Raw genomic sequence first — 24,650 nt, 5'->3', positions numbered from 1 at the left:
TTGATGAAGTTTTTTTTAATATTATGAAGTCTCCCTCAATTTATTTACTAATCCTACTATTATTTTCGGCTGCTTTGTTTGCTCAATCCAAAGTTAGTGGAATTGTTGTGGACGATAATAACGAACCAATTCCTTTTGCGAATGTCTATTTTAAAAATTCTTCCGAAGGTGTCATCACTAATGAAAATGGGAAATTTTATCTTGAATCGGCAAAAAGTCATCCTATTTTAGTTGTTTCGTTTATCGGATATACGCCTCAAGAAATAAATTTAACAAAAGCAGTTACCTATAACCTTAAAGTGCAATTGGTTGAAGGAGAAACCTTACGAGAAGTTGTTTTGGTTTCCGGAAAACTATCCAAAAAGAATAATCCTGCCATTGATATTTTACGAAAAATTTGGGCACGAAAACGAATGAATGGATTGCGTCAATTTGATCAATATCAATATGATAAGTATGAAAAAATCGAATTTGATTTAAATACAATCGACAGTACAACCATGAAAAGTAAGCTTTTCAAAGGAATGGAATTCGTTTTTGAACAAATGGATACCTCGGCCATTACCGGAAAAACATATTTACCTATTTTTATTAATGAAGCCATTTCTGAAGTCTTCGGAAACAACGTCATTAATAAAGAAAAAGAAATCATTAAAGCCAATAAAAATTCAGGATTTAATAACAACCAACAAGTAATTACTTTCGTAAAAGAATTGTATTCAGAATATGATATTTATGATAATTATCTAAAATTTTTCGCAAAAGATTTTGTAAGCCCGTTGTCACGAACAGGAATTGATGTCTACAATTACGCGTTGGTAGACAGTATGTTTATTGATAAAAAATGGTGTTACAACATTGTCTATTATCCTAGAAGAAAAGGAGAATTAACATTTAAAGGCGATTTTTGGGTCAATGACACTACGTTTGCTGTGAAATCCATTAAAATGGGCGTGACCAAAAGTGCCAACATTAACTGGGTGAAAGAAATTTATATTGAACAAGATTTTGATGTAGTGAATGATTCAGTTTTTCTTTTGAAACGCGACCACATGATGTCTGATTTTGCCTTCAATAAGAAGGAAGAATCACAAGGTGTTTATGGCAAACGAACGACCTTATATAAAAATCATCAATTTAACCAAGAAAAACCAAAAGAGTTTTATAAAGAAGAAATCAATTTTATAGACAATGCTGTTTATAATCAGCCCGATGATTACTGGGCAGAGAACCGTTTTGAAAGTTTAAGCAAAGATGAGTTAGGCGTTTATAAAATGTTAGACACCTTGCAAACGGTCAAAAAATTTAAACAAATGTATAGTCTTGTCACCATTTTAGGAAGTGGCTATGTCGAGATGAATAATTTTGATTTTGGGCCTATCTTTTCTACGGTTGGTTATAGTGATGTCGAAGGATTGCGTTTGCGTGTTGGCGGAAGAACTTATTTTGGACGAAATGACCCGTGGCGACTTCAAGGCTATACCGCCTATGGGTTTAAAGATAATCAGGTGAAATATGGTCTTTCAGGAAAAATACTGCTCAATCCGAAAAATCGCTTGATTTTAGAAGGAGGAAACCGTCGTGACATCGAGCAAATCGGAGCCAACTTAACCACTACCAATAATGTACTCGGTAGAAGTTTTGCCTCAACTGGATTGTTTATGAGCGGCTCAAATACAAATTTGACAAGTATCAATTTAAGTACACTTTCAGCAAACATTGAACCCATAAAAAACGTCACTTTTGAAGCTGGGATTTCTTACCGTACTTTAAAGTCAGCTTCCGATACTTTTAGCTTAGATTATTATACTGATGCGTCTCAAACTACCATTCAATCAGAGGTGAAACAATCGGAAATGTCTTTTTCAATCGATTATACGCCAGGGCGAAAAACCTATGGTTATGGCGTAGAAAGAGGTATCGTAGACAGTCCGTATTCCCGCTTTTTTGTAAGTTATAGTAATGGATATAAAGGAGTTTTAGATAGTGATTTTGATTACCAGAAGTTGCAAATATACCTCAAGCAACCTGTTTTAGTTGGTGGTTTTGGACGTTTAAATATCATTACCGAAGCAGGAAAAACCTTTGGAGCAGTGCCGTTAGGTTTATTGAGTGTCATTCCGGGTAATCAATCTTATTTTATTATTGACAACACGTTTAATAATTTAAATTTCTACGAATTTGTTTCTGATGAATATGCTACGTTTCAATTAGAACATCACTTTTTAGGGCGATTGTTCTCTAGAATTCCAGGAGTTCGAAAACTAAACTTACGTGAAATTGTTTCCATCCGAACGGTTGTTGGCGATGTGTCAGCTGAAAACAGACAATTAAACGCCTCCACCTTAAATTACCTTGCTCCAACCAAACCCTATTGGGAATATGGTTTCGGAATAGGAAACATCTTTAAAGTCTTTCGTTTAGATTGTACCTGGCGAGGAAATTACCGCGATTTACCTGGCACAAATAACTTTACGGTAAAAGGTTCGTTTGGGTTTTATTTTTAGAATTATTCTTTTATGATTTTTGTAGTGAAACTTTGGTTTCCATCTTCTAATTTCAAAATGTAAATTCCTTTAGCAACGTTTTCTAAATCAACGTTTTCATCAAAAACGGGATTCAACTTTTTACTCAAAATTTCTTGTCCAAGATAATTATATACACGAACTGTATTAAACGTGTTTACACTATTATCAAAAAATACAGTTCCTTTTGTTGGATTTGGAACTAACTTAAAGGCTGTGTCAACAAAATCATCGTTGCTCAACGCACAATCCGTATAAATGTTTATGGGTTGCGTGATGTTACAATTACTTAGAAATGTTTGAATAGGTGTAACCTCATTGGCATCCACACAAATGTTGACCAAATTAGGGTTGTTAACCCAGCAACTATTATATGGTGTTTGTGTGAAAATTTGCTGATAATTATTGTTTATTTTTATAGTTGTTAAATTAGGACATTCATCTGCTCGAAGTTGATCAAATACAGGATTATTACTAAAATCCAATTCAGTAAATAAATTTTGTCCACAAATTATAACTTCTAATGCCGTTAAAGTTGAAAAATCAAGTTCGGTGATTTGATTACCACCGCAATTAATAAACTCTAAATTGGTTAAACCTGTTAAGTTTAAATTTGTTAACTGATTGGCTCCAAGACCTAAAGTAATTAATTGCGTTAAGTTGCTTAAGTCTAATGATATAATTTGATTAGTCGGACAACTAAAATACATTAGATTAGTAAAATATTCTATTCCTACTAAACTACTTATGTTACCGGGAGGAAAAACAAAAACATAAACTAACTGAGCTTCGTTTTGCTCTATTTCACCATTGTTGTTCATATCAATTTTTACTAATCCAGCAATGTCATTATCAGTGTCTGCTTGTAGCAGCAAAGCCTTAAAATGAGGATCAGGGATATTAATAATTTGACTATAGCAGTAAAAATTTGCTAAAAGAAAGATAATATATAGTTTTTTCATTTTAATGTTATTGACACCTTTTTGCAATTAATTTGCAAAGAGATAATGTGTTATTTAATTATACTATTTTTAGTTTCTATTCTTTCCAAAATGATATTTTTAAAGCAATGGGATTTAATTCAGCTAACCAACTAGACTATTTAAATTTTATTTCCGGTACTAATTTAAAAAATTTAAACGTTGCTAAACTAGTTTTCATTTTTAATTTCAAACATTTTTTCGATTTTTTTTCATACTTCTCAAACATCTGCAACGGATATTCGATTTTTAACAAAAATGCAATAGAAGGAAGCTATTACGAGATTACAACGTACCTTTGTGGTCTTGAATTTTAAAACATAAACTTTATGAGTGCAGCCAAACTACAATCGTTTGATGTCTTAATTGAAATCCCAAAAGGAAGCCGTAATAAATATGAATACGATTTTGAATTAAAAAAAATCCGCTATGATCGGATGATATTTTCCTCGATGATGTATCCAGCCGATTACGGGTTTATTCCTGAAACTTTAGCATTAGATGGCGACCCATTGGATGTTTTAGTCTTGGTTACCGAGCCTACTTTTCCGGGTTGTGTGATGGAAGTGAAGCCAATCGGAGTTTTCCATATGGCCGACGAAAAAGGCCCAGACGAAAAAGTAATTTGTGTGCCAGTTTCTGATCCAATTTGGAATAAACTCAACGATTTATCAGATGTAAACCCACATTTACTAAAAGAAATTGAACATTTTTTCCAAGTCTATAAAGATTTAGAACAAAAAAGAGTCGATGTAGAAGGCTGGGGCGATGTGTTAGAAGCCAAAGAAATCATCGAAAAATGTGTCAACCGTTTTGCCGAAATTGAAAACAAGCCAGCAGGATTATTTAGTATTCGCTAAATTTTTTTACTATTTTATTTAAAAAAGCAACATTACACAAAGAATGTTGCTTTTTTCATTCCTATTTTGCTACTTTTGCAACCGTTAAAAAAATTATAAAATACATTTTTATGGATTCAATTATGATTTATGTGCCAATAGTAATGGCATTAATAGGATTAGCTTTTATGGCAGTAAAAAGATCCTGGGTTCTAAAACAAGATGCAGGAGATGGAAAGATGAAAGAAATTTCAGATTACATCTACGAAGGAGCATTGGCTTTCCTTAAAGCAGAATATCGATTATTAACGTTCTTTGTAATTGGAGCAAGTTTTGTCTTGGCTGGAGTTACATTTATACCTGGCGTAAAAACACACTTGTTAATTGTGGTTGCTTTTATCTTCGGAGCTATTTTTTCTGCTTGGGCAGGAAATATGGGAATGAAAATCGCTACAAAAACAAATGTCCGAACAACGCAGGCTGCTCGTACGAGTTTGCCACAAGCATTAAAAGTTTCTTTTGGTGGCGGAACCGTCATGGGATTAGGCGTTGCTGGTTTGGCAGTACTTGGTCTTACAGGGTTTTTTATCATCTTTTTCCACATGCTTTCGGGCGGGGTTTGGCAAGATACAGAAACCATGACCATTGTTTTAGAAACCTTAGCGGGTTTCTCACTTGGAGCAGAATCTATCGCGTTGTTTGCTCGTGTTGGTGGAGGTATTTATACCAAAGCAGCCGATGTAGGAGCCGATTTAGTAGGTAAAGTAGAAGCGGGTATTCCAGAAGATGATCCACGAAATCCTGCTACAATTGCCGATAACGTAGGTGATAATGTTGGAGATGTTGCTGGAATGGGTGCCGATTTATTCGGTTCGTATGTCGCAACAGTTTTAGCGGCTATGGTTTTGGGTAATTATGTAATTAAAGACATGGGCGGCAATATTGTTGACCAAGGTTTTGGAGGAATGGGACCAATCTTATTACCAATGGCCATCGCTGGTTTCGGAATTTTATTTTCTATCATCGGAACCATGCTTGTCAAAATTACGTCAGATAATGCCAAAGAAAAACAAGTACAAGGTGCCTTAAATGTTGGAAACTGGGTTTCTATCGGTTTAACCGCAATTTCTTGTTTTGTTTTAGTTAGATATATGTTGCCAGAAACCATGAATATGGAATTCTTTGGCGAAGGTTTAAAAGATATTTCATCTATGCGTGTGTTTTATGCTACGCTTGTTGGATTAGTAGTGGGTGGCGTAATTTCATCAGTAACCGAATATTATACCGGATTGGGCACAAAACCAGTTATGGCAATCGTGCAAAAATCATCAACAGGAGCCGGAACCAACGTGATTGCTGGTTTAGCAACTGGAATGATTTCAACTTTTCCAACGGTTTTATTATTTGCTGGTGCTATTTGGGCATCTTATTCTTTAGCTGGATTTTATGGTGTAGCTCTTGCCGCTTCGGCGATGATGGCGACAACGGCCATGCAATTAGCCATCGACGCTTTCGGACCAATTGCGGATAACGCAGGTGGAATTGCAGAAATGAGCGAATTGCCAAAAGAAGTTAGAACAAGAACAGATATTTTAGATTCAGTAGGAAATACAACAGCTGCAACTGGTAAAGGTTTTGCAATTGCTTCGGCAGCATTAACCTCATTAGCTTTGTTTGCTGCTTATGTAACGTTTACAGGAATCGACGGAATTAATATTTTCAAAGCTCCGGTTTTAGCAATGTTATTTGTGGGCGGAATGATTCCAGTGGTTTTCTCTGCTTTGGCAATGAACTCGGTTGGAAAAGCAGCGATGGATATGGTGTATGAAGTACGTCGTCAATTCAAAGAAATTCCAGGAATTATGGAAGGAACTGGAAAACCAGAATATGGCAAATGTGTAGAAATTTCAACAAAAGCCGCTTTACGCGAAATGATGTTGCCTGGAATTTTAACCATTGGTTTCCCAATTGCAATTGTTTTATTAGGCATAGTTGTTTATCCTGACAATAACCAATTAGTAGCAGAAATGCTAGGAGGTTATATGGCTGGAGTAACCGTTTCAGGGGTGCTTTGGGCTGTATTCCAAAACAATGCAGGTGGAGCTTGGGATAATGCTAAAAAATCGTTTGAAGCAGGCGTCATGATTAACGGAGAAATGACTTACAAAGGTTCTGATGCTCACAAAGCTGCCGTAACTGGTGATACCGTGGGTGATCCATTTAAAGATACTTCTGGTCCATCCATGAATATTTTAATTAAATTAACGTGTTTAATTGGTTTAGTAATTGCTCCAATTTTAGGTAGCGATGCTCATACTGTTACTGAAAATACAGGAATGTCTTGTTGTTCAACAGTGGGCGTATGTTCTTCGATGTCTAAAGAAGAATGTGTCGCAAAAGGGTGTACAAATGCTACATGCGAGCACATGGCTGAAAAAACGGTCATGGCTTCTAATGAAATTTCAATCGTAAAAGAAAATGTAGACGGAAAAGTAAAAGCAACAGTAACAATCACTAAAGAGGGTCAAGTAACTGTTTCAGACTTTGAAGGAACTGCAGAAGAAGTTCAAGCAAAAATTGATGCCTTGAAATAATTCAAATTATATCAACTATAAAAATGCCTTTCAAATCTTTGAAAGGCATTTTTTTTGATACCAAACCGAGATAGTTAAAAAGCATCCAAACGGTTCTAAAGAATCGCTGTAAATTTCATCGTTGTCTATTTCGCAAAGCGTCAGAATTAAAAAGATAAAATTAGAAAAACATCAAAAGTAATTCAGTTGATACCAACCAAGCATAAAAAAACCCTTCGTAAAAAGGGTTAGTATTATTTTGGGTCTATTTTTATTTAAAACAATCCGTTGATCTCCGCATCTATTCGATTGATAATCATTCCTAAATCTTCAGGATTATCTACAAAGTTGATATTGTCCACATCAATAATCAACAAATTCCCTTTGTCATAACCTTGAATCCAAGCTTCATACCGCTCATTTAAACGACTCAAATAATCAATCGAAATCGTATTCTCATATTCCCTTCCTCTTTTATGAATTTGACTCACCAAATTCGGAATTGAACTTCGTAAATAAATCAATAAATCAGGAGCTTGCACCATGCTTTCCATCAATTCAAACAGCGATTTATAATTATTAAAATCGCGATTGGTCATTAATCCCATCGCATGTAAATTCGGAGCAAAAATATGCGAATCTTCATAAATCGTTCGGTCTTGAATAATTTTTTTTCCGCTTTCGCGAATTTGCAAAACTTGTCGAAAACGACTGTTTAAGAAATAAATCTGCAAATTAAAAGACCAACGTTCCATTTGATGATAAAAATCATCCAAATACGGATTGTCCACGACATCCTCAAAATGGGGCTCCCACTTAAAATGTTTGGCTAATAATCTCGTTAAGGTTGTTTTTCCGGCTCCAATGTTGCCTGCTACTGCTATATGCATTATGGTAAACTAAATTTATAAGTACTAATTTCGCTGTTTGTAAAAATAATCAAAAATTGGTCTTTAAACCGAAAACTTTCAAAGCTTTTTTCATCAATTTCAATTAAGTTTGATTTTGACTCTTTTACATCATAATAATACAATTGATTATCTATTTGATAAAATACGCCTTTTCCAGTGTTAAACTGAATGTTTTCATAAGCAGGAACCTTGCCTAAGGACGAAATTTTCCCATAAACATCACACGAATAGAATCCTTGCGAAGTGTCAATCCAATAAAACGCATTAAAATTAGAATCGTAATCGCGAATGGGTTGTTGAAAGGGCTGAGCCAGTGGAGTATAAGTTAATTTTAAATAATCATAAAAGCCCAATTGCATCGTTAGCGAATTAAAAGTCCAAAGTCGATTTTGAGAAGCCAATCCAACGGCAGAGGCCATAATGGTAGCCTGATTTTTAGAAAAAGAAATTACTTGTGTTTCATTTAATTGATTGTCCAAGAGTACAACCGTATTAAATCCTTCATAAAACAACACTATCTTAAGTGGATTTTGAATATCAACCTTCTTAATTTTTCCCAACGAAAGATTCTTATATTGAAATAATTCGTGATCTTTTTGTTTAAAAAGAATGTTATTTCTTATAAAATACTGATAACCAAAAGGATCGGTATTCACAAACGTGTTGGCTTCTAATTTTGTCTTTGAAATTAATGTAATTACACTCTTTTTTTCTTGTGCATTAGCAGTAGAGCAAAGAAAGAGACAAACCAAAAAAGAAGAGATTAAAGATTTCATCAAGCTAAAGTACAATTAACAATGCGATTATCTCATTATTTTTAACAATTTATTGGTAACAAAAAACCAAATTACTCGTCATATTTGTTTGTATTAATTTAAATCGCAAAACATGAAAACTATTATTGTCACTTTATTAACTTTATTTACCGCTGTGATTAGTGCTTTCGCTCAAGATTTTCAAGGAATGGCCGTTTATGAGTCTAAAACAAGCACAGCCGATTTTAAATCTAGTTTTGCTGGAAATAGAGAAATTACACCAGAAATGCAGAAAACAATTGAAGAGCGAATGAAGCAAATGTTTGAAAAAACATTCATTCTAAATTTTGATAGAAACGCCTCTATTTATAAGGAAGAAGAAAAATTAGACGCAACCGGTCAAAGTGGTAGCATGCGAATGATGTCTGGTATGATGGGCGGTGGCGGCACCAACTATAAAAATGTAAAAGAAAAAATCTATTCCGTTGATAAAGAATTCTTTGGAAAAGAATTTTTAATTAAAGATTCCTTACCCAAATTAGATTGGAAATTAGAAGGCGAAACCAAACAAATTGGCAATTATACTTGTTTTAAAGCCACGGCAGTTCGTCCTGTAAGTCAATCAGATTTTAAAAATTACAGAAAAAAACAAGACGATAAAAAAGCAGATGATAAGTCAGAAGAGACAAAAACCGACGACAAGAAAACAACTAATTTTACAGATGGTTGGGAAATGCCAACAGAAATGGTAGTCACGGCTTGGTATACGCCAGATATTCCTGTGAACCAAGGGCCAGAAAATTATTGGGGTTTACCTGGATTAATTTTAGAAGTGAACGACGGAAAAACGATTATCTTATGTTCTAAAATTGTGATGAATACCAAAGAGAAAAAAGAAATTAAAGCACCATCCAAAGGAAAAGTGGTGACCCAAGCAGAATATGACAAAATCGTGACCGAAAAAATGGCAGAAATGCGTGAGATGAATCAAGGACAAGGCGGAAGAGGTTCACAATTTAGAATGGGCGGTCAGTAAAAAGTCGGATTCAATTTTTTATCATGCAAAATAAACTATTTTTTTTCTTGCTCTTTCTATCTTTTTTTGCGCAAGCTCAATCCATTCGATTAGAAGGAACAATTCAAGACACTTTACAAAAAGCACTTGAAATGGCCAATGTAATGGCGATCAATCAGGAAACCAAAGCAATGGATTCCTATGCGATTACGAATGATAAAGGACGATTTCAACTCAATTTAAAAACCAATTCAACTTATAAAATTAAAGTGAGTTATATTGGATTCCAATCGTTGGAAACGACTGTTGAAACCAAAGAAGTAAATCTCCAAAAAATAATTACGCTCAAAGAAGGGGATGTGAATTTAGACGGCGTAGAAGTAGTGCATGAAATGCCTGTTTCCATTAGTGGCGATACAATTATTTACAACGCCGATTCGTTCAAAACAGGAACTGAAAAAAAACTAGAAGATATTTTGAAAAAATTGCCTGGTGTAGAGGTTAATGCCGATGGCGAAATTGAAGTGGAAGGCAAAAAAGTAACTCAACTATTAGTAGATGGCAAAAAGTTTTTTGAGGGTGATACCAAATTAGGGGCTAAAAATATTCCGTCAGATGCGGTAGATAAAGTACAAGTTTTGCGAAATTACACCGAAGTAAGTCAACTCCGAGGCCTAGAAAATAATAATGAAGACGTCGCTATCAATATCAAATTAAAAAAAGGAAAGAATAAATTTTGGTTTGGTGATATTTCGGCAGGAGTTGGTCCTGATGAACGTTATATTATCAATCCGAAACTATTTTATTACAGCCCGAAAACCAGCATCAACGTCATTAGTAATTTCAATAATATTGGTGATGTTCCGTTTTCTTTACGCGATTATTTCCGTTTAACGGGAGCTTCCCGAAATACGATGAGTCGAAACGGAACTAATTTTAATGTTTCTTCTAACGATTTAGGAATTTCTACCCAACGAAATGATAGAGCGGAAGAAATCGACACGAAATTTGGAGCGGTAAATATTACGCAACAAATGTCAAAAACATGGAATTTGAGTGGGTTTGCAGTGCTTTCTGCAGACAAAACGAAGACCAATACGCAGTCAAGAAATGAATATTATGAACCCAACTCTACCGAGATTGAAACGGAAGAAAAAAGAAGCGACATCTCCGATTTAACTAACAATTTAGCCATTTTTAAGATAGGTTCAAAGTATAAACCAAGTGCTGTTTTTCAATTTGATTATGATGTTTCGTTAAAGCGTTCGAATCAAAAAGAAACGAATGTATTAGAAACGACCTCTATTACAGACGGAACACAAACCTTCAATTCGATTAATTCTTTCAAAAAGCAAGACCCAATCACGTTAAATCAAAGTTTGAATATGTTTTGGACACAGTCCGAAAAAAGTACCTGGGCATTTGAAATCCAACATTTATACCAAGATGAAGACCCGTTATATAATCCGCAATTACTCAATAATCCGTTTCCGTTTATTGATGGTATTGATGAGAATCAAAGTTTTTACAACATAAACCAGTCTCGTTTTGTAAAAACCAATCGGATTGATGCGAAAGCTGATTATTACTATTCGTTAACGGCCAAAAGCAATCTTAATTTAACTTTTGGAAATACGTATTCCTTTCAGACCTATACTTCTTCTATTTTTCAAATTTTGGATAATGGTGCTGAAAACAATTTGAATGAAGCAATTTACAATAATGACGTACAATATAGTTTTAACGATGCTTTTTTAGGGGCTCATTATAAATTTATTACAGGTAAATTTACATTTAATCCAGGCTTAAGTTTTCATCGTTATTCGACGTTTAACGATCAATTAAATGTAAAAATAAAAGATAATTTTTCGCGTGTTTTGCCCGATTTATTTGCACAATACCAACTAAAAAAATCGGAATCGCTTACCTATAATTACCGGATGAATAATGTGTTTAGCGATATTAATTCCTTTGCGGAAGGCTTTACATTTAATAATTTTAATTCACTAAATAGAGGAAATAGTTTATTGGAAAATGCTTTGCAACAAACTCATTCTTTGCGGTATTTTAAATACAATTTATTTAATTATACCACCATTTTTGGCAATTTGAATTATGTAAAAACAACTGATCCAGTTATCAATCGTGCTTTTTTTAATGGTATTTATCAAACAAGTGAAAAAGTAAATGCTAATTTTGAAAATGAAAGCATTAACGGAATGATTGGTTACCAAAGGTCTTTTTTAAAATATTACAAAGGAAGTTTAGGCGTAAATTTAAATTGGTCAAAGTTTAATACTTTGCGTGTAAACCCATCTAATCCAACTGATAATTCTTTGGATTTCGTGCAAACAACAGAGTCTTTTAGTCAGACTTATCGTGCTTCAATGGGAACACAATATAAAACCTGGCCAAATTTAGAAGTTGGTTATACGGTGACGTTGAATGATTATCAAGGCACCACATTTAAAACGCAGCAGCCGTTTGCCAAATTGGATTATTTTTTCCTAAATGGCTTTGCTTTTGATACAACGTATGATTATTATCAATATACCAATTCATCAGGAACGGTAAATAATACGTATGATTTTTTAAACAGTAATTTGAGCTATAGAAAAAAAGATGCTAAATTAGAATATCGTTTGGGAGTAACAAATATGCTCAATACCAAATCGCTTAACGATGATAGTTTTAACCAAACCAGTTTCAGAACTTCGCAATATTTGGTTCAGCCGCGATACGTTGTGTTTTCCTTAAAATATAATTTATAAAAAACAAACCCTGACTTTTTTTAAAATCAGGGTTTTTTTATGGTTTTGAAATTGTTGTTACAGACTAAATGCTGCTTTTACTTTATCCACATAATCTAGTTTTTCCCAAGTAAATAAATCTACGGTAACGGTTTTGTCTTCGCCATTTGGCAAACTAAATGTTTTAGTAACCGTTTCTGGTTTTCTACCCATGTGGCCATAGGCAGCCGTTTCGCTATAAATTGGATTTCTCAATTTTAATCGTTGTTCAATAAAATAGGGACGCATATCAAAAAGTTCTTCTACAATTTTGCTAATTGCACCATCTTTTAGGTCAATTTTTGCTGTTCCATAGGTATTTACGTTGATTGATGTTGGTTTAGCGACACCAATTGCATACGAAACTTGTACTAAAATTTCGTCACATAAACCAGCAGCCACTAAATTTTTAGCAATATGTCTAGTGGCATAAGCAGCAGATCGATCCACTTTACTCGGGTCTTTTCCAGAAAAAGCACCACCACCGTGAGCACCTTTTCCGCCATAGGTGTCTACAATAATTTTTCTTCCCGTTAAACCAGTATCGCCATGCGGCCCACCAATTACAAATTTTCCTGTTGGATTGATGTGATAGGTGATGTCATCATTAAAAAAATGAACGTATTGCGGATATTTTGCTTTAATTCGCGGAATTAATATCGAAATCAAATCATTTTTAATTTTAGCCAACATTTCTGCTTCAGGAGCAAAATCATCATGTTGGGTCGAAATAACGATGGCATCAATTCGAACGGGTTTATTATCGTCTGAATATTCTAAAGTAACTTGCGATTTAGCATCTGGACGTAGGTAAGTAATCTCCTTGTTTTCCCGACGTAAATTCGCTAATTCAATTAGTAAAGTATGCGATAAATCTAAGGCCAATGGCATGAAATTTTCTGTTTCATTGGTGGCATAACCAAACATCATTCCTTGGTCGCCCGCACCTTGTTCTTCTTTATTAGTCTTGTCTACACCTTGATTAATATCGGCAGATTGTTCATGAATGGCAGAAAGTACGCCACAAGAATTAGCCTCAAACATATATTCGCTTTTGGTGTATCCAATTTTGCGAATTACTTCTCTAGCAATGTGTTGAACGTCAAGATAGGTTTTTGATTTCACTTCACCTGCTAAGATAACTTGGCCAGTGGTGACTAGCGTTTCACAAGCTACTTTCGATTCTGGGTCAAAAGCTAAAAAGTTGTCAATTAATGCATCACTAATTTGGTCAGCGATTTTGTCTGGATGTCCTTCGCTTACAGATTCCGACGTAAATAAATAGGCCATACTATAAATTATTTTATATGATTATGGAAAAATAGGAAAGATTAGGATGTAGAAAAAAGCTAAAGAAGGGTTTCTGCTTTAGCATTTTTTTAACGAGGTTGCAATCAGTTCAAATTTTTCCTCCAATTAGACTGCAAAGATATAAATGTTTTATGAGATTGTTTAAATAAGAAGTTAAAATTAAATTATAATTGTTTCTTCGATTAATATTTATTATTTTTATTGCTTAAATAAAATATAACCACATTATGAAAAAAAACTTACTTTTAGGATTAATGCTTTTAGGCATTAACAGTATTGCTTTTTCTCAAACAGTTTTGTTTGAGGATTCTTTTGAAGCCTACGACGATTTTGCAATTGCAAACGTTGGAAGCTGGACATTAACAGATGTTGATTTAAAATCAACTTATGGATTTAATGGAATTACTTTCCTTAACTCAGGTGTTGCAAAATCTTTTCAGGTTTTCAACGCTACCACTACAACACCACCAATTGCACCAACTGCTACGAGTGACTGGACAGCTAAAACAGGAAATAAAAGCATGGTATGTTTTGCAGCTGCTAATCCTGCTCCTTCTGTAAACAACGATTGGTTAATTTCTCCTCAAATAACATTGGGCGAATCTGGAAATCAGTTATCTTTTTATGCTAAATCTTGCGATGCAACGTATGGTGCAGAAAAATTTAAAGTAGGAATTTCAACTACAGGAACAGCACCTGCAAACTTTACGGTTATTTCAGAAGGAGCTTTTATCTTGACTGATCCTGCTAAAGTTTGGGTACAATACATTTTTGATTTAGATACTTATGCAAATCAGCCAATTTATATTTCGATTAACTGTATTTCTGATGACCAATTCGGATTTGCCGTAGATGATTTTCAAGTAACTGCAATGGTAACGGCTAGTGCTCAATCATTTTTTGCATCTAACTTTGCAATGTATCCAAATCCAACTAAAAACACGTTGAATTTAGCGGTTAAAAACGGATTATCTATCAATGAAATTTCAATCATCGACCTTAACGGAAGAGTAGTGAAAACAGTTCAAAGTGGATTTGAATCAGAAATGCAAATTAATGTAGCCGATTTAACTTCTGGATTATATTTAATTGACATTAAAACAGCAGAAGGAACTGCAACTTCAAAATTTATAAAAAACTAATATTTTTTAGTATTTTAAATAAAAAGGTCAGCCGTGTCTGACCTTTTTTTGTTTTATTACTAAACCATTTTCTATTATAATTTTCTGACTAAAGATATTCTATTATATTTGTCGCCTTATCATTTAAAATGAAGAAAATTTATTTTGTCTTACTGATTTTTTCGCATGCAATTTTCGCACAAGAAAAAACAGAAACAACTGCTTTAGATATACAATATTTTAGAGGAAATGTGCTGCCGCATACCGATGATTTACAACATTTTCTTCAAGGTCATCCCGATGGTATTCTGATTAGTTTATCTAAAAAAACCTATGGCTATGAAGAATGGGAGCGTACGTTTGGAAGACCAGATTATGGAGGTTATTTTATCTATCAAGATTTTAAAAACGATATTCTAGGTAAAGTTTATGGCGTTGGAGCTCAATATCATTTTTATTTTCTCAACCGAAAACTGTATTTCAAAATTGGAGAAGGAATTGCCTACGCAACCAATCCACATGATAAAGTAACAAACAGTAAAAATTCTGCTTTTGGTTCAAAATTAGTAGCGAATACCAATTTCGGACTTAATTATACCACGAAATTATTTGATAAATTTGATTTACAAGCGGGATTTCTATTTACGCATTTTTCAAATGGAAGAATTAAAGCTCCCAATAGCGGTGTTAATTCTTATGGGATTAATCTTGGTTTAACCTATAATTTTGAAACACCACTTCCCGTTCAAATTGATACATTGCTAAAAGTTAAAATAACTGAACCATTACATTATAATTTTGTTTTGCGTAGTGGAATTAGTGAAAATCCAGTCATCGCCAGTGGTCAAAAACCTTTTTTTCATTCTAGCTTTTATGTTGATAAACGCATCAGTAGAAAAAGCGGACTACAATTGGGAGCCGAGTTGTTCCTGACGTATTCCTATAAAGAATTTATCAAGTACCAATCCATCGCCTATCCCGAAGAAAATGTGACGACTGATACTGATTTTAAACGAGCAGGCGTTTTTGTTGGCTACGAGCTATATATTAATCGAATTTCATTGGAAGCACAAGTTGGTTTTTATGTTTATCAACCCTATAAATCAGACATTCCAATGTATGATCGGGTAGGAATGAAATATTATCTAACCAAAAAAATCTATGCCGGATTGTCTGTTAAAACCCATATTTTTCTAGCAGAAGCAATGGAGTTTTCAATAGGAGTAAGATTATAATTTACAAAAGCAAGAGAACGAATAGCAGAAGAAATCATATTAAAAATGAATATCGTCCTATGAAAAAGAACCTACTTATTATAGTAATTGCATTAGCGTTTTTAGGTTGTGAAAAACCTGGAGAGTGTATTAAATCTTCTGGTGCAATGGTCACGAAAGAAATTCCTGTCACACCATTTGAGACCATTTATGTTTATTCAGGTATCGAATTGATAATTAAAGAGGGGCCAGCCTATAAAGTAGAAGTTTACTCAGGCGAGAATTTAATTGACGATATTTCAGTCGTTTTAAAAGATAATGTTTTAACATTAAGAGATGAATCTACGTGCAATTGGGTACGCGATTATGGCGAAACTACCGTTTTTATTACGGCTCCCAATTTGGTTGAAATTCATTCTAGAACAGAAAAAGACATCAAATCGGATGGGGTAATAACGTATCCCATTTTAAGATTTATTGCGATGGATTTGTCTGAAGGTGCTGGAACTGGCGATTTTATTTTTGAAATTGATAACGGACAATTAGTCATTGAAAATAATAATGTTTCCCGTTTTTTCATCTCAGGTAAAACGCAAGAAGCTTTGTTTAATTTTTATGACGGCAACGGTCGGATAGAAGCTCAAAATTTAGAAGCTCAAGTTATTAAATTATTTCACCGCGGTTCTAATGATATGTATGTTAGTCCGATTCAACGTATAGAAGGAGAATTGTTTAGCACTGGAGATGTGGTGCTTTATCATACGCCTCCAGAAATTGAAGTGGTGGCTCATTATTATGGACAATTACGCTACAACTAAATTTATTTCTTCGTTTTTTCGATAAAAATTTGTTCTAAATTTTTGCTTTTCAAATTTAACTGTAAGATTTTAAGTTGGTGCTGATTGGCAAAATCAAATAAACTAGAACGCATATCTTCTGAGGATAAAAATCGCAATTCCCAAGTAGAACTAAGTGTAATTTGTGCCGATTTTAAATTTGGTAACGTTGCTAATAATTCTGAAGTAATCACTTGATCAAATTCCACTTCAATGATTTGTTCTTGTTCTTCCCTCATTAAATTGTCTAATTTTTTATCAGTCACAATTTTTCCTTTATTGATAATAATCACACGATCACAAATAGCTTCTACTTCTTGCATAATGTGTGTGGATAGAATTACGGTTTTATCTTTTCCAATATTTTTGATTAATTCTCGAATTTCAACTAATTGATTTGGGTCTAAACCTGTGGTGGGTTCATCTAAAATTAAAACTTCAGGATTATGCAAAAGTGCAGTCGCTAAGCCTACACGTTGTCGATAACCTTTTGACAATTGACCAATTTTTTTATGACTTTCAGCGGTCAATCCAGTGAGTTCAATAACGTCTTGAATGCGTGAAGCGGCTACTTTATAAATGGAAGCATTAAAGGCTAAATATTCACGCACATACATGTCTAGATAAAGCGGATTGTGTTCGGGTAAATAGCCTACAATCTTTTGAACGGCATGTTTTGCATTCACTACATCTAATTCGTTAACAAAAGCACTTCCTTCATCAGCAATCACATAGGAAGTTAAAATTTTCATTAAGGTAGATTTTCCAGCTCCATTTGGGCCTAATAATCCAACAATATCTCCTTTATTAACAGAGAAGGAAACAGCATCTAATGCTTTTTGAGCACCATAAATTTTGGTAATATTTTTTACTTCAATCGACATAAGATAAGATTTAGAACAAAAGTAAGTTTTTTATTTAACTCATTTTCTTTCCCAAAAGTATTTTAAGATGATTTTTGCTGTTTTAGTAAATCTAAGTCATATCCTACCGATGATTTTAGGATGTATTCTATTAAAATGACTTTTATGGATGATTTTTAAATCAAAAAATAAATTTGGATTTTCTTAATTTAAAATCGGCATTAGCAATCTTAAAAAAAGCGATAGGAATAGATGTAAAAATCTAAAGAATCAAAAAAAGACCTTATTTTTGTAAAAGAATATAAGCTATGAAAAATAACGTGCAATTAAAAAATTGGTTGACAAATTTAAATTTAAAACATCCTTTGCTGATTGCTGGGCCTTGTAGTGCAGAAACAGAGGAACAAGTGCTAAAGATTGCACACGATTTAAAAAACTCGGCCGTGTCGATATTTCGTGCTGGAATTTGGAAGCCACGAACACGTCCCGGTGGATTTGAAGGAGTGGGAGCCATCGGCTTAAAATGGTTGCAAAAAGCCAAAAAAGAAACGGGATTATTAATGGCCGTTGAGGTTGCCAATGCCAATCACGTAAAGTTAGCGTTAGAACATGATATTGATGTGCTTTGGATTGGAGCACGAACCACCGTAAACCCTTTTGCTGTTCAAGAAATTGCCGATGCTTTGCATGGAACCGATAAAATTGTGTTGTTAAAAAACCCAGTGAATCCAGATTTATCTTTATGGATTGGTGGATTAGAACGGCTATGTCAAGCAGAGATTAAGAACTTAGGAGTCATTCATCGCGGATTTTCAACCTATGAAAAAACAAAATACCGCAATAATCCAGAGTGGCAAATTGCCATTGATTTACAAAATAAATTTCCGGATTTACCTTTAATTTGCGACCCATCCCATATTACAGGTAAACGAACAATGATTCAAGAAGTTTCACAACAAGCCTTAGATTTAAATTATGATGGTTTGATAATTGAAACCCATATTGATCCAGATAATGCCTGGAGTGATGCGGCTCAACAAGTTACTCCTTCGGTTTTATTGCAGCTTTTTAGCGAATTAAAAGTGCGAAATCGCACGGATGATGCAGACGATTTTAATCAAAGGATGAATCAATTGCGGACACAAATTGACGATTTTGACCTTAAATTAATTGAAATTTTAGGAAGAAGAATGGCCATTGCCGATCAAATTGGGTCATTAAAAAAAGAACGAAATGTAGCCATTCTTCAAAATAAGCGGTGGCAAGAATTACTTGATAAAATGATTTTGGATGGCGACAATAAAGGCTTAAGTCAAGAATTTATTATTCAATTGTTCAAAGCGATTCATCAAGAAAGCATTACCCATCAAGAAAATGTTTTCAAATCTTGATTACTGAAAAACGTATATTTGTAGCATGACAGGACTCGTTTATAAATCTACCGGAAGTTGGTATACCGTAAAAACGGAGGATAATCAGCAATTTGATTGTCGGATTAAGGGAAAATTTCGCTTAAAAGGAATTAAAAGCACCAACCCAATTGCGGTGGGCGACCTAGTCGATTTTGATTTAGATGAAACTTCTGATGCCATCACCGGATCTATTCATCATATTCATGAACGGAAAAATTATATCGTTCGAAAGTCGGTTAATTTATCAAAACAAACGCATATCATTGCTTCTAATATTGATATTGTTTTTTTAATTATCACTATTGATAATCCTATCACCACAACAAGTTTTATCGATCGGTTTTTGGTTACAGCCGAAGCTTATCACATTAAAACCGTTCTTTTGTTCAATAAAATTGATGTGCTAGAAAATGAAGCTTTAGACGAGCAGTTGTATATGCAACATACCTATACAAAAATTGGATATGATTGCTTACGCGTTTCAGCCGTTGCCAAAAAAGGCTTAGACCAATTAAAAGAAATGATGCTCGGAAAAGTGTGTATGTTTTCTGGCCATTCTGGAGTAGGGAAATCAACCTTAGTGAATGCCTTGGAACCTAATTTAAATTTAAAAACCAAGGAAATCTCTGCGATACATCAGCAAGGACAGCACACAACCACGTTTGCAGAAATGTATGACTTATCTTTTGGTTCTAAAATTATAGATACACCTGGAATTCGCGGTTTTGGCATTGTCGATATGGAAAAACAAGAAATTAAGGGTTATTTTCCAGAGTTTTTTGCTTTAGAAGACCAATGCAAATTTAATAATTGTTTACATAAAGATGAACCACTTTGTGCGGTTAAAAAAGCTCTGGAAGCCGATGAAATTGCCTGGTCTCGTTATAGAAGTTACCTTCAGATTTTAGAAGGAGATGAAGAGCAGTATCGAAACGATATCTATAATGAAGACAGAAAGTCGAGTGACGAAACGAGAAAGAGTTAATAAATACTGTCGCAGTTTGGATTTTAAAAACCGTTAATGTAATGAAAGCCGTTATTCAAAGAGTGTCTCAAGCTGCTGTCACTATCAACGATAAAAAAGTTGCGACTATAAACCAAGGTTTATTGGTTTTAATCGGTATTGAACAAGCCGATATTGCGGAAGATATCACATGGTTATCCAACAAAATTGTCAATCTTCGCATTTTTGATGATGAAAACCACGTGATGAATTTATCCTTAAAAGAAATCAAAGGAGATTTGATTTTAGTTAGCCAATTTACACTTCAAGCCTCTACCAAAAAGGGGAATAGACCGAGTTATATCAAAGCGGCTCGACCCGAAATAGCCATTCCGATATATGAAAAACTCATACTTCAATTGGAAGACGAATTGGGAAAAACAATCCAAACTGGAATTTTTGGTGCCGACATGAAAGTTACTTTAATTAATGACGGCCCGGTTACTATTTTAATTGACACAAAAAATAAAGAATAATAGGGTTAATTAAAACTTAATTATTTATATTTGAATCACCACAAGACTAGTTTCCAAATAAAATCATTTAAACACTATTTAATAGTGTTTGTTTTTTATAAAAGCTTTTTTTATGAAGGTCAACTATGTTATTTTTGGTATACTTTTTCTTGTTCAAACTGTTTTTGGTCAAAAACCAGTCTATTCTCATTTGCTTATTGATGAAGTCTTAAAAGAAAATGCCAATGCGGTAGTTCGTTTAAACGAAACCACTATTGCTATTACAGCCCAAAATGCCATGACCATTCAGTCTAAAGTGGCGACAACTGTTTTAAACGATTTTGGTTTGCGAACCCTAAATTTAGCTGAATACTATGATAAAAATCGCAAAATTTCTAAACTAGACGTAACCGTTTACGATGGCTTCGGAAAAGAAATCAAAACATTTAAGAAAAAAGATTTTAGAGATATTAGTGTCGCGGATGGTTTTTCGGTTTTTAATGATAATCGGGCGTTAGTCTTAAATTATACCCCTATTAGTTATCCGTTTACGATAGTTTTTGAAACCTTGGTGGAAACATCTAATACTGCTTTTATTCCGTCTTGGAGACCAATTGATGATTATTATGTGAGTACTGAAAAAAATATTTTCACCCTAAATTATAAGCCTGAACTAAAGTTAAATGTGAAAGAAGAAAATTTTTCAACTCTAATTTCAGTAGATAAAAATGAAACGACAAATTCAATTTCCTATACTGCTACGGCTATCAAATCAAGAAAAAAAGAAGAACTGGCCCCAAGTTTTAATAAAGTTTTTCCTTTTGTAAGTTTTGCATTAGAATATTTTTATTTAGAAAATGTTCAAGGAAATGCGACGAATTGGAATGAGTTTGGCAAATGGTATTATAAAGCACTCTTAGAAGATACGGAAGAGATTCCTGCACCAACAGTTCAAAAATTAAAGCAATTGGTTGGTGATGAAAAAAATAAAACAGAAATCGCAAAAATTGTATACCAATTTGTACAAGATAAAACACGTTATGTGAGCGTTCAAGTTGGTATTGGAGGCTGGAAACCAATGTTGGCAAAAGAGGTAGATAAATTAGGCTACGGTGATTGTAAAGCATTAACTAATTATACGCGTGTGCTTTTAAAATCCGTCGACGTTCCTTCTTATTATACCGTAGTTTACGCAGGTAATTCAAGAAGAAACATTCAAGAAGATATTTCTTCCGTTCAAGGAAATCATGTGATTTTATCGATTCCTTCTGATAACGAAATGATTTGGCTTGAATGTACTAGTCAAATTCATCCTTTCGGTTTTCAGGGAGATTTTACAGATGATAGAAACGTGTTGCTAATTAAGCCTGATGGGGGTGAAATTGTTAAGACAAAGACCTTTTCTGAATCCGAGAATTTAAAACAAAGTTCAGGGTTTTATTCCGTATCTGAAAACGGTACAATAAAGGCAACTCTAAAAATGGTTTCTTACGGTATCCAATATGATAATAATTTTCCAAAAGAACGATTAAGTAAAGAAGATCAAATCAAAGCCTGTAAAGAGGAGTTTAGTCATATCAACAATATGAAAATCAACAAAATCAATTTTTTAAATGACAAAAGTAAAATTGAATTTACGGAGGAATTAAACTTTGAAGCTGAAAATTACGGACAATTCACCGGCGGAAAGTTGATGTTTGCTCTCAATGCTTTTAATCAAAGCACGAATGTGCCTAAAAAACATCGAAACAGAGAGCTTCCCTTTGAAATACAACGTGGTTTTACCGATGAAGATGAAATAACCATTGCAATTCCAGCAGGATTTCATATTGAAGCGATGCCAAATAATGTTGCATTATCTTCTGAATTTGGAAATTATAAAATTGAATTTAGTACTGTTGACAATCTAACAATCCGTTTAAAACGTAAAATAGTAATTCATAAAGGTTTTTATGAAAGTTCAAAATTTGAAGAATATAGAAAATTCAGAGAAACCATTGCCCGTTCCGATAATTCTAAAGTAGTCATTTCAAAATCCTAAACCATGAAAAAAATTTTTTTTTTAGCACTGTTGTGCAGTATTAATGCAGTAGCCCAAAAATATGAATTGGGTAAAGTTACCGTTCAAGAACTGGAAGAAAAAGTATGTCCAACCGACACGAGTGCTGTGGCAGCGATTCTATTTTCAAAAGGGGAATCACGCTTCACCTATGTTGAAAATAAAGGATTTGTGTTGAGTACAACTGTACAAACAAAAATTAAGATATATAAAAAGGAAGGCTATGATTGGGCCAATAAATCGGTTCGTTATTATATTGGCGGGAACAGCAAAGAAAGTTTGAGTTTTAAAAATGAAGCAACTTATAATTTAGTGGGTGGAAAAGTTGAAAAAACAAAATTAAAAAGTGATGGCGAATTTGACGAAAAAGTCAACGATTTCTGGGGGAGAAAAAAAATCACATTACCCAATGTAAAAGAAGGTTCTATAATTGAATTTGAATATACACTTACTTCAGAAAACTTTGGCTCACTAGACGAATGGTTTTTTCAAGAAACAATTCCTGTTTTATACAGTGAATTCAAAACCTATATTCCCGATTTTTATGTTTTTAAACCTGTTTTTAAAGGGTTTTTACAGCCAAAAGTTACACAAACCGAAAAAACAGTAACGATAACCTCAGTTTCAAGAGATAGGATGACTGGAAATAATAGAACAAATTCGGCAGCCTCTTTAGATCAATCTGAATACAAAGAAATGATTACGACTTATGTTGTTCAAAAAGCACCAGCTTTAAAAGAAGAAGCCTATGTAAATAACATTAGAAATTACATTTCATCAATCGTATTAGAACTTTCTGGTATACGAAAAGCTAATATGGCCTACAAAGATTATTCTACTACTTGGGAAGGCTTAGTGAAAGATATTTATCAAAACGAAAAATTCGGAAATGAACTTAATAAAACAGGTTATTACGAAAAAGAAATTGATGCCGTATTAGCTCAAGCGACTTCGCAAGAAGAAAAAATTGCGGCTATTTTTTCTTACGTAAAATCTAATATGAATTGGAATAAATACTATGGTTATTATTGTAATGATGGCGTTCGTAAAGCTTTTCAAAACAAAACTGGGAATGTTGCCGAAATTAATTTAATGCTCACCTCAATGCTTCGCTATGCAGGGTTTGACGCCAATCCTGTGATTTTAAGTTCCCGAGGAAATGGAATTGCTTTATTTCCAGCACGTACAGCTTTTGATTATGTAATTACAGGTTTGCAATTTAAAAATCAAATGGTTTTATTAGATGCGACCAATAAATATGCGTTGCCAAACATATTACCAATTCGTGATTTAAATTGGTTTGGTCGATTAATTCGAAAAGATGAGTCGTCTACTCAAATTGATTTGATGCCCACAACTAACTCCAAAGAAATGATTAATCTGATGGCAGAAATCAATGCACAAGGCGAAATTACTGGTAAAACAAGAGACCAATATTTTGATTACAACGCCTTTATTTATCGCGACAGCTATAACGGATTAAATAACAACAGCCGAATTGAAAAAATAGAAAAACAATATCTCGGATTAGAAATTACTGCTTTAGAAGTTATAAATAGCGACGATTTGTCTAAGCCCATCATAGAAAATTATTCGTTTAGCTCTACTAATCATGTTGAAATTATTGGAGACAAAATGTATTTTTCGCCGCTTTTACACTTTACTTTGAAAGAAAATCCGTTTAAACAAGAAACAAGATTATATCCTATCGATTTCGTTTTTCCGCATCAAGACAAATACAGCATCAGTGTCAAAATTCCAGAAGGGTATACTGTAGAAACATTGCCAGAGTCAAAAGCTATTGGAATGTCAGAAAACAAAGCCGTTTATAAATATGCAATTTCAAACACGGGCAATCAAATTCAATTGGTTTATTCTTTTGAAGTAAATACGGCCATTATTGGTTCGGAAGATTATGAAGAAGTAAAAGCTTTCTATAAAGATATGGTTGAGAAACAAACAGAAAAAGTGGTGCTTAAAAAAATATAA

Annotated in this window: 18 protein-coding genes; 13 read left to right on the top strand and 5 right to left on the bottom strand. The window is 33.7% G+C overall.

The window, feature by feature from the left end:
* The first annotated feature begins 23 nt into the window (after window positions 1–23).
* Window positions 24–2,507 (top strand): DUF5686 and carboxypeptidase-like regulatory domain-containing protein, encoded by a 2,484-nt coding sequence (locus PHR76_RS01365; RefSeq protein WP_300057594.1) that lies wholly within the window; start codon window positions 24–26, stop codon window positions 2,505–2,507.
* A 2-nt stretch (window positions 2,508–2,509) separates the two neighbouring features.
* On the opposite strand, the gene PHR76_RS01360 is transcribed toward PHR76_RS01365, so the two are convergent.
* Window positions 2,510–3,487 carry a T9SS type A sorting domain-containing protein gene (locus tag PHR76_RS01360; RefSeq protein ID WP_300057591.1) on the bottom strand — a complete coding sequence of 326 codons (978 nt, stop codon included), beginning with the start codon at window positions 3,485–3,487 and terminating at the stop codon, window positions 2,510–2,512.
* Window positions 3,488–3,834: 347 nt separating this feature from the next.
* Between PHR76_RS01360 and PHR76_RS01355 the strand changes: the two genes are divergently transcribed.
* Window positions 3,835–4,365, top strand: coding sequence for an inorganic diphosphatase (locus PHR76_RS01355; protein ID WP_300057589.1), 531 nt, complete (start codon window positions 3,835–3,837; stop codon window positions 4,363–4,365).
* Window positions 4,366–4,475: 110 nt separating this feature from the next.
* Window positions 4,476–6,938, top strand: coding sequence for a sodium-translocating pyrophosphatase (locus PHR76_RS01350; protein WP_300057587.1), 2,463 nt, complete (start codon window positions 4,476–4,478; stop codon window positions 6,936–6,938).
* A 254-nt stretch (window positions 6,939–7,192) separates the two neighbouring features.
* Here the strand turns inward: PHR76_RS01350 and PHR76_RS01345 are convergent, their stop codons facing one another.
* Both PHR76_RS01345 and PHR76_RS01340 read right to left on the bottom strand, forming a co-directional pair.
* Window positions 7,193–7,807: a deoxynucleoside kinase gene (locus PHR76_RS01345; protein ID WP_300057585.1), complete on the bottom strand. Its 615-nt coding sequence runs from the start codon at window positions 7,805–7,807 to the stop codon at window positions 7,193–7,195.
* Complete coding sequence (locus tag PHR76_RS01340) at window positions 7,807–8,604, bottom strand: hypothetical protein (RefSeq protein WP_300057583.1); 798 nt, start codon at window positions 8,602–8,604, stop codon at window positions 7,807–7,809. The genes PHR76_RS01345 and PHR76_RS01340 overlap by 1 nt, the downstream gene beginning before the upstream one ends.
* A gap of 112 nt (window positions 8,605–8,716) precedes the next feature.
* On the opposite strand from PHR76_RS01340, the gene PHR76_RS01335 reads away from it, so the two are divergent.
* Both PHR76_RS01335 and PHR76_RS01330 read left to right on the top strand, forming a co-directional pair.
* Window positions 8,717–9,619, top strand: a complete 903-nt coding sequence (locus PHR76_RS01335) for a GLPGLI family protein (protein WP_300057579.1) — start codon at window positions 8,717–8,719, stop codon at window positions 9,617–9,619.
* Between the two features lie 23 nt (window positions 9,620–9,642).
* Window positions 9,643–12,369, top strand: coding sequence for a carboxypeptidase-like regulatory domain-containing protein (locus tag PHR76_RS01330; protein ID WP_300057576.1), 2,727 nt, complete (start codon window positions 9,643–9,645; stop codon window positions 12,367–12,369).
* Between the two features lie 57 nt (window positions 12,370–12,426).
* Here PHR76_RS01330 and metK read toward each other — a convergent pair whose 3' ends face one another.
* On the bottom strand, window positions 12,427–13,677 hold the full coding sequence (gene metK, locus PHR76_RS01325; protein ID WP_300057573.1) for a methionine adenosyltransferase: 1,251 nt from the start codon (window positions 13,675–13,677) through the stop codon (window positions 12,427–12,429).
* A 248-nt stretch (window positions 13,678–13,925) separates the two neighbouring features.
* Here metK and PHR76_RS01320 point away from each other — a divergent pair, with 248 nt between their 5' ends.
* The 3 genes from PHR76_RS01320 (at window position 13,926) to PHR76_RS01310 (ending at window position 16,851) form a co-directional block, all read left to right on the top strand.
* Window positions 13,926–14,840 carry a choice-of-anchor J domain-containing protein gene (locus tag PHR76_RS01320; protein ID WP_300057570.1) on the top strand — a complete coding sequence of 305 codons (915 nt, stop codon included), beginning with the start codon at window positions 13,926–13,928 and terminating at the stop codon, window positions 14,838–14,840.
* Between the two features lie 128 nt (window positions 14,841–14,968).
* Complete coding sequence (locus tag PHR76_RS01315; RefSeq protein ID WP_300057569.1) at window positions 14,969–16,054, top strand: acyloxyacyl hydrolase; 1,086 nt, start codon at window positions 14,969–14,971, stop codon at window positions 16,052–16,054.
* A gap of 59 nt (window positions 16,055–16,113) precedes the next feature.
* The gene (locus PHR76_RS01310) at window positions 16,114–16,851 is read left to right on the top strand and encodes a head GIN domain-containing protein (RefSeq protein WP_300057567.1); all 738 of its coding nucleotides are present in this window, start codon (window positions 16,114–16,116) and stop codon (window positions 16,849–16,851) included.
* A 2-nt stretch (window positions 16,852–16,853) separates the two neighbouring features.
* Here the strand turns inward: PHR76_RS01310 and gldA are convergent, their stop codons facing one another.
* Window positions 16,854–17,753: a gliding motility-associated ABC transporter ATP-binding subunit GldA gene (gldA, locus tag PHR76_RS01305; protein WP_300057564.1), complete on the bottom strand. Its 900-nt coding sequence runs from the start codon at window positions 17,751–17,753 to the stop codon at window positions 16,854–16,856.
* Window positions 17,754–18,040: 287 nt separating this feature from the next.
* Between gldA and PHR76_RS01300 the strand changes: the two genes are divergently transcribed.
* From PHR76_RS01300 to PHR76_RS01280, 5 genes are all read left to right on the top strand, one after another.
* The gene (locus PHR76_RS01300) at window positions 18,041–19,123 is read left to right on the top strand and encodes a bifunctional 3-deoxy-7-phosphoheptulonate synthase/chorismate mutase type II (RefSeq protein ID WP_300057561.1); all 1,083 of its coding nucleotides are present in this window, start codon (window positions 18,041–18,043) and stop codon (window positions 19,121–19,123) included.
* A gap of 25 nt (window positions 19,124–19,148) precedes the next feature.
* Complete coding sequence (rsgA, locus tag PHR76_RS01295; RefSeq protein WP_300057558.1) at window positions 19,149–20,129, top strand: ribosome small subunit-dependent GTPase A; 981 nt, start codon at window positions 19,149–19,151, stop codon at window positions 20,127–20,129.
* A 41-nt stretch (window positions 20,130–20,170) separates the two neighbouring features.
* Window positions 20,171–20,623, top strand: coding sequence for a D-aminoacyl-tRNA deacylase (gene dtd, locus PHR76_RS01290; RefSeq protein WP_300057556.1), 453 nt, complete (start codon window positions 20,171–20,173; stop codon window positions 20,621–20,623).
* A 112-nt stretch (window positions 20,624–20,735) separates the two neighbouring features.
* On the top strand, window positions 20,736–22,643 hold the full coding sequence (locus tag PHR76_RS01285) for a DUF3857 domain-containing protein (protein WP_300057554.1): 1,908 nt from the start codon (window positions 20,736–20,738) through the stop codon (window positions 22,641–22,643).
* 3 nt (window positions 22,644–22,646) lie between these two features.
* Complete coding sequence (locus PHR76_RS01280) at window positions 22,647–24,650, top strand: DUF3857 domain-containing protein (RefSeq protein ID WP_300057551.1); 2,004 nt, start codon at window positions 22,647–22,649, stop codon at window positions 24,648–24,650.

Origin of the sequence: Flavobacterium sp. (genome assembly GCF_028689845.1) — a bacterium.
Classification (GTDB): Bacteria; Bacteroidota; Bacteroidia; order Flavobacteriales; family Flavobacteriaceae; genus Flavobacterium.
This window is presented reverse-complemented; position numbering and strand designations above follow the sequence as displayed.